Source organism: Kitasatospora sp. NPDC050463 (assembly GCF_040655255.1).
Classification (GTDB): Bacteria; Actinomycetota; Actinomycetes; order Streptomycetales; family Streptomycetaceae; genus Kitasatospora.
Window position 1 is genome coordinate 19770 of sequence record NZ_JBFAJO010000089.1, and the last position, 9797, is coordinate 29566.

Annotated in this window: 7 protein-coding genes; 4 read left to right on the forward strand and 3 right to left on the reverse strand. The window is 76.8% G+C overall.

Annotated features, from left to right (window positions below; translation table 11 throughout):
* Nucleotides 1–20: 20 nt before the first annotated feature.
* The gene (yaaA, locus tag AB0J08_RS35630; protein ID WP_360642383.1) at nt 21–803 is read left to right on the forward strand and encodes a peroxide stress protein YaaA; all 783 of its coding nucleotides are present in this window, start codon (nt 21–23) and stop codon (nt 801–803) included.
* Nucleotides 804–845: 42 nt separating this feature from the next.
* Here yaaA and AB0J08_RS35635 read toward each other — a convergent pair whose 3' ends face one another.
* The 3 genes from AB0J08_RS35635 to AB0J08_RS35645 are packed head-to-tail and all read right to left on the reverse strand — an operon-like array spanning nt 846 to nt 3602.
* Complete coding sequence (locus tag AB0J08_RS35635; protein ID WP_360642385.1) at nt 846–1994, reverse strand: bifunctional RNase H/acid phosphatase; 1149 nt, start codon at nt 1992–1994, stop codon at nt 846–848.
* A 4-nt stretch (nt 1995–1998) separates the two neighbouring features.
* On the reverse strand, nt 1999–2742 hold the full coding sequence (locus AB0J08_RS35640; protein WP_360642387.1) for a C4-type zinc ribbon domain-containing protein: 744 nt from the start codon (nt 2740–2742) through the stop codon (nt 1999–2001).
* 23 nt (nt 2743–2765) lie between these two features.
* A complete protein-coding gene (locus AB0J08_RS35645; RefSeq protein WP_360642389.1) occupies nt 2766–3602 on the reverse strand; it encodes a Nif3-like dinuclear metal center hexameric protein in 837 nt (278 codons plus the stop codon).
* Nucleotides 3603–4131: 529 nt separating this feature from the next.
* Between AB0J08_RS35645 and AB0J08_RS35650 the strand changes: the two genes are divergently transcribed.
* The 3 genes from AB0J08_RS35650 to AB0J08_RS35660 all read left to right on the forward strand — a co-directional run bounded on the left by AB0J08_RS35650 (nt 4132) and on the right by AB0J08_RS35660 (nt 9567).
* On the forward strand, nt 4132–7359 hold the full coding sequence (locus AB0J08_RS35650; protein WP_360642391.1) for a lanthionine synthetase LanC family protein: 3228 nt from the start codon (nt 4132–4134) through the stop codon (nt 7357–7359).
* Nucleotides 7356–9356, forward strand: a complete 2001-nt coding sequence (locus tag AB0J08_RS35655) for an alpha/beta fold hydrolase (RefSeq protein ID WP_360642393.1) — start codon at nt 7356–7358, stop codon at nt 9354–9356. Before AB0J08_RS35650 ends, AB0J08_RS35655 begins: the two co-directional genes overlap by 4 nt.
* Before the next feature lie 88 nt (nt 9357–9444).
* Entirely contained in the window at nt 9445–9567 is a 123-nt protein-coding gene (locus tag AB0J08_RS35660) for a hypothetical protein (protein WP_360642395.1), read from the forward strand.
* Nucleotides 9568–9797 lie beyond the last annotated feature (230 nt).

Sequence of the window (9797 nt, forward strand, 5' to 3'; positions counted from 1 at the left end):
CACTGTTGAGGAGTCCCGCTGTGCTGGTGCTGTTGCCGCCCTCGGAGGGCAAGGCCGCGTCCGGGGACGGGGCACCGGTGGCGCTCGACGCGCTGTCGCTGCCCGGGCTGACGGCGGCGCGCGCGCAGGTGCTGGACACCCTGGTCGGGCTCTGCCGGGGTGACGAGGACGCCGCCGGGGTGCTCGGCCTGAGCCCCGGTCTGCGCGGCGAGGTCGCCCGGAACGCGGGTCTGCCGACGGCCGGCGCGCGGCCCGCCGGCGAGGTGTACACCGGCGTGCTCTTCGACAACCTCGGGCTGGCCACCCTGGACGAGGCCGCGTACGGGCGGGCGGAGCGTTCGCTGCTGGTCTTCTCCGGCCTCTGGGGTGCGGTCCGGATCGGCGACCGGATCCCGCCCTACCGCTGCTCGATGGGGGTGAAGCTGCCCGGCCTGGGGGCGCTCGGCCCGTACTGGCGTAGCGCGACGGCGTCCGTGCTGCCCGAGGTGGCGGACGGCCTGGTGCTGGACCTGCGCAGCTCCGCGTACGCGGCGGCGTGGAAGCCGGCCGGCGAGCTGGTGAACCGGACGGCCACCGTGCGGGTGCTGCAGGAGCGCGACGGCAAGCGGTCCGTGGTGAGCCACTTCAACAAGGCCACCAAGGGCCGGCTGGTCCGCGACCTGCTGGTGGCGGGCGCCGAGCCGAAGACGCCCGGCGAGCTGCTGGACGCGCTGCTCGGGCTGGGGCACCGGGTGGAGGTCGCGGCCGAGGGCACCGCCCGCAAGCCGTGGCAGCTGGACGTGGTGGTCACCGAGATCCACTGAGCGGTGGCGGCGGGCCCGGACGGCGGGCCCGCCGTCCGGGCGTCAGCGCAGGTGGCCCGTGTCGTTGAGCAGCCGCACCGAGGCGTTGCCGTCCGCGTAGTACTGGACGGCGCAGAGCGAGGCGGCGGACAGCTCCATCCGGTAGAGCGAGTCCGGCGGGGCGCCGAGCGCCAGCCGCACCAGGGTCTTGATCGGGCTGACGTGCGACACCACCAGGACGGTCCGGCCGTGGTGGCGGGCCAGGAGCTTGTCCCGCGCGACACCGATCCGGTGGGTGAGCGTGGTGAAGCTCTCGCCGCCGCCGGTCGGCTTGGCCTTGGCGGAGCCGAGCCAGGCGTCGAGGTCGACCGGGTAGCGCTCCTGCACCTCGGCGAAGGTCAGCCCCTCCCACGCGCCGAAGTTCACCTCGCGCAGCCCGTCCTCGTAGCGGACCTCCAGGCCCAGGCGGGTGGCGACGGTCTCGGCGGTCTGCCGGGTGCGCAGCATCGGGGAGCTGACCACGGCCTGGACGGAGCCGCGCGCGGCGAGCGCCTCGGCGACGCGCTCGGCCTGCCAGCGGCCCTTCTCGGAGAGCTCCGGATCGCTGCCGCCGCTGCCGGAGAAGCGCTTCTCCGGGGTGAGGTGGGTCTCGCCGTGGCGGAGCAGGACGAAGGTGGTCGGCGTCCCGAGGTCGGCGGCGGCCGCCCAGCCGGCCTTGGGGGCGGTGGTCTCCAGCGGGGGCTCGTCGACGACTGCGGGCGCGTCGGGCTTCGGCGCCCTGGGCTCCCACTGGCGGCCGGCCCGGCCCGCGTCCATCGCCTCGTTGGCGAGCCGGTCGGCGTCCTTGTTCCGCTCGCGTGGGATCCAGGTGTACTTGACCTGGCCGCGCGGCAGTACGGCCCGGGCCTCGGCGGCGAGCGGCTGCATGTCGGGGTGCTTGATCTTCCAGCGCCCGGACATCTGCTCGACCACCAGTTTGGAGTCCATCCGGACGTCCACCGAGGCGTCCGGGTCGATCTCCCGGGCCGCCTTCAGACCGGCGATCAGGCCCTTGTACTCGGCCACGTTGTTGGTGGCGTGGCCGATGAACTCGGCAGCCTCGGCGATGATCAGGCCGGTGTCGCCGTCCCGGACCACCGCGCCGTAGCCGGCCGGCCCCGGGTTGCCCCGGGAGCCGCCGTCGGCCTCGACGACGAACCTGCGCCCCGCCATGGGATCAGATGCCCGAATCGGCGGTGCGCACCAGGATGCGGCCGCAGTTGTCGCAGCGGACGACGGCGTCCTTGGGCTCGGCCTTGATGGCGTTCAGGTCGGAGACGGCGAACTCGACCCGGCAGCCCTCGCAGCGGCGCTGGTAGAGACGGGCCGCGCCGACGCCGCCCTGCTGCTCGCGCAGCCGGGTGTAGAGCTTCAGCAGGTCGGCCGGGACGACGGCGACGACGGCCTCGCGGTCGCGCTTGACCTTCTCGGCCTCGGCGTCGATCTCGGCGAAGGCGGCGTCCCGGCGGGCCTCGGCCTCCGTCAGCACGACCGTGGAGTGCTCCAGGCGCGCGGTCAGCTCGGTGACCCGGGTCTGGGCGGACTCCAGACGCTCCATGATCTCCAGGACGACGTCCTCCAGGTCCCCCTGGCGCTTGGCCAGCGAGCCGATCTCGTGCTGGAGGCTCTCCAGGTCCTTCGGCGAGGTGATCGCGCCGGAGTCCAGCCGCTGCTGGTTGCGGGCGGACCGGGCACGGACCTGCTCGACGTCCTGCTCGGCCTTGGTCAGCTCGCGGGTGGTGTCGCCGTGCTGGGCCTGGGCGGCCACCACGAGGTCCTTGAGCGCGGTGTGGTCGGCGGTGGCCTTGTCGATCTCGGCGTGCTCGGGCAGGCTGCGACGCCGGTGGGCCAGCTGGTCGAGCTTCGAGTCGATGGCCTGGAGGTCGAGCAGGCGGATCTGGTCGGCGGGCGCGGCGTTCAAGCGGAGGGCTCCTGTGAATCGGGTCAGGCGGTGAAGGACATGGGGGCGTGCGCGGTCCACGGATCGGTGACCCGGTGGGAGACCTTGGTCTCCACGGCCCAGCCCCGCTGCTCGGCGGCGCCGTGCAGCGCCCGCTCGGCCAGGGTGAGCCAGGGCCACTCGGTGGCCCAGTGCGCGGCGTCGACCAGCGCGAGCGGCGACGCTTCGGCGGCCTCGGACGCCGGGTGGTGGCGCAGGTCGGCGGTGACGTACGCGTCGACACCGGCCGCCCGCGCCTCGGCGAGGAAGCTGTCACCGGAGCCGCCGCACACCGCGACCCGGCTGATCGGCCGGGCCGGGTCACCGGAGACCCGGACACCGGCGGCGGTGGCCGGCAGGCCCTCGGCGACCCGGGCGGCGAACGCGGCGAGGGTCAGCGGGGGCTCCAGCAAACCGATCCGCCCGCTGCCGCGCCGGCCCAGCGGGTCCGTCGGGTCCGGCACCAGCGGGCCGGTGACGCGCAGGCCGACGGCCTCGGCCAGCGCGTCCGAGACACCCGGGTCGGCGTGGTCGGCGTTGGTGTGCGCCACGTGCAGGGCGATGCCGCCGCGGATCAGCGTGTGCACGACCCGGCCCTTGGACGTGGTGGCCGCGACGCTGGTGGTGCCGCGCAGATAGAGGGGGTGGTGGGTGACCACCAGGTCGGCGCCCCACTCGACGGCCTCGTCGACGACCGCCTGCACGGGGTCGACGGCGAAGAGCACGCGGCGGACCTCGGCCTGAGGGTCTCCACAGACCAGGCCGACGGCGTCCCAGGACTCCGCCCACTGCGGCGGGTAGACCTCTTCGAGCGCGGTGATGACGTCGGACAGTTTCGGCACCTGTCGAGACTACCGTGCGCGCGGGGGCGCCCGGGCCGCCCGGGCCGGGCCCGGGGGTGCGCGGCCGGGCGTCAACCTGCGGTTCCGGGCGTTCGAGCGGCCACCGGGGCGCACGCCGGGGGCTCCTCCGGGGCCTTCGGGGCGCACGCCGGGGCGGTCGCGGGCCGGGACGCGGGCCGTGCGGGCGCCGTGGACCCCCGGATGCGCGGGGGCGCCGCTCACAGCGGGCCGCTCGCACATATTCGAAACCGCGCCCAGATCACCCTTACGAGTGAAGTGACCCGCCACGCGTTGAGCCCGCCCGGAAACCGAAAGTAACTTCACTCCTGCGAACGGGAGTTGCCTCGGTCGGGGCCGGGAAGGCGCTCCGCCGGCAGGCGGGCCCAGGCAGGACGGGCCGTCGGCGGACGCGGCCGAGGTCGCGCTCCCGTACTTCCGAGAAACCGATCAGGCCGTCGGCGTGCGCCACGGGGTGCCGGAGCAGTGGGCCCCGGCGGACGCCGGCCGAGACGAAGGGATGTGAATGCGGATGGGAGCGGGCACATCGCTGCGTACGGCCGGGGGGAACGGATCGGCGGGCCACCGGCCGGGTGCGGCCGGCGGGTGGCCGGAGGTGGCGCGGGCGGCGCTGGCCGGCGCCGGAAGCCGGGGAGACGGGGGCGACTGGAAGGTCACCGCCGAGGGCTTCTGGTGCACGGCCGGGCCGGCCGCGGCGGAACTGGCCGCCGAGGGCTGGAAGATCCATGTGAGCGCGGCGTCGGCGGTCGGCGGCGCCGTCCTGGCCGCCGTCACCGAAGTACTGGCCGACGACCCGTGCACCTTCAAGTTCGCCGCCGGGCCGGAGCAGCTGCACGAGATCAACTCGCGCAACAGCGACCGTGGTTCGGCGGGCAAGTTCATCACCGTCTATCCGGAGGGCGAGGAGCAGTTCCGGCGGCTGGCCGCCGCGCTGCACCGGGCGACGGACGGTCTGCCCGGGCCGGTGGTGCTCTCCGACCGCCCCTACCGGCCCGGCAGCCGGGTGCACTACCGCTACGGCGCCTTCGCGGCCCGCGCCGAGCTGGGCAACGACGGCGGCTACCGGTCGATGCTGCGCGGCCCGGACGGCGAGCGGGTCGAGGATGTGCGCGGGGCCTCGTACCGCTGCCCGCCGTGGGCACGCGACCCGCTCGCCGACGGGGCCGGGCCCCAGGCGCGGGTGCGTGCGGTCCACGGGGAGGCTGCGCAGGAGCGCGGAGAGGCGGCGCAGGGGTGCGGGCCCGGGGCGGCCCGGCCCGCGGCCCCCAGGCGCGGCTCCGGCGGGGTGCTGCTGGCCGGGCGGTACGCCGTCACCGGGGCGATCCGGCGCAGCGCCAAGGGCGGTGTCTTCCTCGGGCGGGACACCGAGGGCGGCGCCGAGGTGGTGGTCAAGCAGGCCCGTGCGCACATCGAGGTGGACCGGTCCGGCACCGACGCCCGGGCGGCGCTGCGGCAGGAGGCCGCGCTGCTCGCGCGGCTGGAAGGACAGGACCTGGCCCCGCGACCGGTCGAGCTGATCGAGCAGGACGACTCGCTGTTCCTGGTGCAGGAACGAATCGCCGGACAGCCGCTCGGCAGCTGGGTGGCGGCCCGGCTGCACCGCGACGGCAGCCCCGACGTGGACTGGGCCGACGCCGGACCGCTGGTGCACGCCCTGCTCGACCTGGTCGAGCGGGTGCACGGGCTGGGGCTGGTCCTGCGCGACCTCTCCCCCGGCAACGTGCTGGTGCGGCCCGACGGGTCGCTGCGGCTGGTCGACCTGGAGCTGGCCGCCGAGGCCGGGCGGTCGGCCGGCTCGGCCGGGACCCCCGGCTACCGGGCTCCCGAGCAGGGGCCGGGGCGCCTCGCGCTGGTCGCGGGCGGCGCGGGCCGTTCCTTCCCGACCGGCTCCGGCGCGAGCCGGTCGGGAAGGAACGGGAGGGACGGGTCGGCCTGCCCCGGACCGAGGAGGGACGCGCTCGGCCGGGACGACCTGGTCGGCGCCCGCGTGCTGCCGGAGGGCACCTGCGTGGCCGAGCCGGCGGTCGACCTGTACGCGCTCGGCGGGCTGTTCTTCCTGCTGGCGACCGGCCACGATCCACTGCTGCCCGAGGACCTGCCGCAGGCCCGGCCGGTCGCCGACCGCCTGGGCCGCTGGCTGGCCCTCGCCGCCCGCTCGGGCGACACCGCGCGGCGGCTCGCGCCGCTGGTGCTCGGGCTGCAGGCCGAGGAGCCGGAGCGGCGCTGGAGCCTGTCCCGGGCGCGGTACGCCCTGGCGGGCGCGCCGGACGACCCGGGCGCGGGCGGCACTGCGAGCGCGGGCGGCACGGCCGACGCGGCGGCCCCGGGCCCGGCACGGGCCGGCGAAGGCGCCGAGGCCGTCCCGGCCGGGCCCACCGCCCTCGTCGACCGGGTCCTGCACGACGGGCTGAACCACCTCGCGCTGACCGCCACGCCGCTGCGGCGGGACCGGCTCTGGCCCGCCGTACCGGCCGGACAGCGGTCCGACCCGTGCAACGTGCAGCACGGCGCCGCCGGCGTCCTCGCCCTGCTCGCCCGGGCCGCCCTGACGGACGGGCTGCCCGACGAAGTCCGGGAGGAGTCCCGGCGGACGGCGCGGACGGCCGTCGAGTGGATCGAGCGCCGGTGCGCCGCCGAACCGGTCGTACTGCCGGGGCTTCACTTCGGCCGCTCGGGCGCCGCCTGGGCGCTGCTGGACGCCGCCGAGGCGCTGGGGGACCGCGCGCTCGCCGGGCGCGCCGCCGCCCTCGCCCGCCGGATAGCAGTCGAGTGGCCCAACCCGGACGTCTGCCACGGCGCGGCCGGCGCGGGCTTCCTCCACCTGCGCTTCGCCGCCGAGCAGCCGGCGACCGCGGCGCAGGGCCGGGGGGAGTTCCTGGACCGGGCCGCCCGCTGCGGGCACGGCCTGCTGGCCGCCGCCCGGCCCACGCCGGAAGGCCTGGTCTGGCCGGTACCGAAGGAGTTCGACTCGGCGCTCGCCGGGATCACCCACCTCGGGTTCGCCCACGGGGTCGCGGGCGTCGGCGCCTTCCTGCTGGCCGCCGCCGAGGCCACCGGCGACCGGGCACTGCTCGACGGCGCGGCCGAGGCCGGACGCACCCTCGCCGCCACCGTCCGACGGGAGCACGGCGGGCGCTATCTCGGGCAGCACAGCGGGCCGTTCGACGGACCGAACGACGGCTGGTACGGCGAGGGGATCGCGACCGGGAGCGGCGCCGACGCCGACGCCCGCCCGACGGCCTGGTGGCCGCAGGGCGCGGGCGACCCGGAGCAGGTCCGGCTGGCGCACTGGTGCAGCGGGTCGTCCGGCGCGGGAACCTTCCTGCTCCGGCTCTGGCAGGTCACCGGCGACGACACCGCGCGCGAGCTCGCGCTCGCCGCCGGCCGGGCGGTCCTGGCCGGACGCTGGCACTGCGGCGTCGGCGCCTGCCACGGACTGGCCGGCAACGGCGAGTACCTGCTGGATCTGGCCGGCGCCACCGGAGAACCGGAATTCCTGACCGGAGCACAGGAGTTGGCCCAGCTGATCGCCGCCAGGTCGGCCCTGCGCGACGGGCTGCTGGTCCTGCCCGACGAGACCGGCACCGGCTGCGCGGCCGCGTACGGGACGGGGACGGCGGGTGCGCTGGCCTTCCTGCTGCGACTGCGCCACGGCGGCCCCCGGCTCTGGGTGGACCCGGTGCCGCCCACCCGGCCCGGCGAACTGCCGCCCGGGACCGGCGGGGTGAGTACCCCGTGAACGTGGCCGTCCGCGCCGCGGCGCAGGCCCTGCGCCGCCTCAGCTTCACCTTCGCCACCGACGGCAGCCATGCCGCCTGCCTCGCCTCCGCCACCGACGGCGGCTGGTACGCGGAGAGTTGGGCGCTGCCGACGTCCGGCCCGGCCACCCCGACCGCACTGGCCCTGCCCGGCAACCGGTCCGAGAGCCTGCGCTGCCAGCTGGTCGCCCTGCCGGACGGCTCGGTGCTGGTCTGCCGGCACGACGGCGAGCGGCACGACCTGGTGGCCCTCTCCGCCGCCGCGCCCGGGAGTGAACCGGCCACCGTGGAACGTCCGCTGGCCACGCTGCGGCGGCCCGGGCTGCGTCTGCTGCCACTCCCGGCCGCGGCGTCCGACGGCGCCCGCACCCCGGTCGCGCTGGCGCTCGGCACCGACACCCGGCCGGGCACCACCGCCTGGCTGGTGTACGCCGACGGCGGCGAGCCCCGACAGGTCGCCGAGCTCCCCGGCCTGCACGGCGGCGGCGTCTGGCTGGACCGCACCGGCGCCCTGCTGGCGCTCGACCGGGTCGACGCGGGCGTCGTCCGCAGCGTCGTCCTGGACCTGCGCACCGGCGCGGTCACCCCCCTGCTGGAGATCGGCGAGCGCAGCAACGACCGGCTGGTCCTGTTCGATCCGGAGAGCCGCTTCGCGATGGTGCGCAGCGACGCCCCCGGCGTCGACCGGCTGGGCTGGGGGGTGCTGGGCGGCGGCGAGCCGCTGCGGTTCCCGGAGTGCCTGCACGTGGCGGGCATGTTCCTGCGGCCGGTGGCACTGCGCGCCACCCCGGACGGGGCGCGGGTGGTCGTCCAGATCGATCACGGCGCCGGCTCGGCGCTGGCGCTGTGGCGGCCGGCCGCCGGACGGCTGGACCCGCTGCCGGTGCCGCCCGGTCGGCTCGGCGCGGTCGGGCACTGGTCGGACGCGGGGCTGCGCCTGCCGTACTCCTCACCCGAGCACCCGGCGGCCCTGGCCACCCTGGACGTGGACGCCCTGCTGGCGCACGCCCCGACCGCCACGGCGCCCGGACCGGTGCCGCTGCCCCTGCAGTTGGCGCCGCTCGGCACCGGCCTGCCCGGTCCCTGGCGGGACACCGTCCTGCCGTGGCAGCCCGGCGGGCTGCGGGCCTCCCGGACCGCACCCCCCGGCTGGCAGCTGGACGGCAGCCCCCCGCCGGGGGACGGCGGGCGCTGGCACTCCGCGCAGAGCATCGAACTCGCCGGACCGGCCGGTCCGTTGGAGGCCGTGGTGTACGGCGGGGACGCCTGGCTGAGCAGCCCGCACCTGGTCCTCGCCCTGCACGGCGGACCGGCCGACGCCTGGCGGCTGGAGTTCGACCCCGCCCTGCAGCGGATGGCGGCCGAGGGCCTGGCCGTGATCGCGCCGAACCAGCGCGGCTCCACCGGCTACGGGGTGGCGCACGCGATGGCCATCCGCGGCGCCTGGGGCGGTCCGGACCTCGACGACGTCCTGTACCTGCTGGACGGCATCGCGGGCCAGCGCGCCGCACTCGGCCTGGAGGCGCCGGCCCTGTTCGGTGTCAGCTACGGCGCGTTCCTCGCGCTGCTGGCGGCCGCGCACGCGCCCGCCGAGCAGGTCGCGCGCTGCGCGGTGGTCGCACCGTTCCTGTCCGGCGCCCGGCTGCTGGCCGAAGCGGCCTCCCCCGTACGGGCGTTGACCACCCGGCTGGGCGGCGGCGAGCCGATCACCGACGCCCGCGGCCCGCGCGACGTGCTCCAGCTCGCCCACCGGCTCCGCGCCCCCCTGCTGGTGGTGCACGGGGACCGGGACGAGACCGTCCCGGTGAGCCAGTCCCGTGCGCTGCGCCACGAGTTGCTGCGGATCGGCCGCACCGAGGGCGCCGACTTCCGGTACGTGGAGGCCGCCGGCGCCGGGCACGAGGTGCTGGCCGAGGACGGCGCCGCGGTGCTGCACGAGCTGCTGGCCGGCTTCCTGCGCACCGGCCGACCGGGCTGACGGCCCGGCCCGCAGACTCCCGGGCCACGGACTCCCGGCTTGCAGACTCCCGGGCCACGACGGCCCGGGGCGGTGCCTGCGACGGTGGATGGAGGCCGTCGCAGGTCGAACACCCGCGCCCGTACCGCAGATCGCGGCGGGCGGAACACCAGGGGAGGACCCGATCATGGAGAACATGGTGGACTTCGAGACCGACCTCGCGGCGCTGTAGGAGCTGCCCGAGACCGAGTCCGTCGAGCTGACCGGCCACGGCGGCGGCTGCCAGTACACCTGCCTCATCCTGACCTGTCTGATCTTCACGATCAGCTAGTCGCGGGGCCGGTCGACCGGTGAACCGCGGGCGCCGCTCCCGCCTGTCCGGACAGGCGGGGGCGGCCCCGCGCGTTCCCCGCCCGGAGCCCCCCACCCCCAAAAACAGCGCCCAGGTGCCGCCCCCCACCC

Bases quoted from the DNA above. Each gene is read 5' to 3' on its own strand.
- AB0J08_RS35635 (WP_360642385.1), bottom strand. From the start codon at position 1,994: ATGGCGGGGCGCAGGTTCGTCGTCGAGGCCGACGGCGGCTCCCGGGGC.
- AB0J08_RS35650 (WP_360642391.1), top strand. From the start codon at position 4,132: ATGGGAGCGGGCACATCGCTGCGTACGGCCGGGGGGAACGGATCGGCG.
- AB0J08_RS35660 (WP_360642395.1), top strand. From the start codon at position 9,445: ATGGAGGCCGTCGCAGGTCGAACACCCGCGCCCGTACCGCAGATCGCG.